At 43.6% G+C, this 539-nt stretch carries 2 pseudogenes; both read right to left on the bottom strand.

The window, feature by feature from the left end:
- Positions 1–312: pseudogene (locus tag ACS8FC_RS20365) on the bottom strand (diaminopimelate decarboxylase); the annotation flags it as partial.
- 46 nt (positions 313–358) lie between these two features.
- Positions 359–539 (bottom strand): annotated as a pseudogene (locus ACS8FC_RS20360) (hypothetical protein); the annotation flags it as partial.

The raw sequence follows: 539 nt of genomic DNA, 5'->3' as shown, positions 1-539 counted from the left end.
CACTGCAAGATTCGAGTTTGCTTTTACCGCATAGCATACCTGATGATTGAGACTGGCGAAGCTATCGGTATAGGCTTTATAAACATCCAGTATCGCCTGCTTTGAGTAGACATAGCATGGCGTACCATATTGTTTTGCCAACGCATCAACACTGACCTGCTCCATATATAGTGCATCGTCGCGATAGCTCAACGCGGGCAGATGAGCGCTCAACGCTTTAGGATCAACATATAGACCGTGCTCAGTTTGGATAGTGACAGATTCACCAGTGGCAGAATCGGTTACGTCAGCAGGTAGTTCAGAATGACTCATATAAACATCTCTAATATAATCAGGGTATCAAGGGTAAGAATAAAAGTTAATAATCGTTAGGATCCGTACTCGGCTCAGGCAGTATTTGCTGTTCATCTAGATAGTCATTTTTTTGATAGGTATCATCATCAATACCCGCAAAAGCGGCATCTTGTGGGTGACTGGTACTAGTTAGTTGATCTGAGACAACTACCGTCTGATTATTAGGCGCGGCTAAGTAAAGTGCC

The sequence above is a fragment of the Psychrobacter sp. 1Y4 genome (assembly GCF_051847555.1).
Note: the sequence above shows the minus strand (reverse complement) of the source record. Positions and strands in the feature narration are given on the sequence as shown.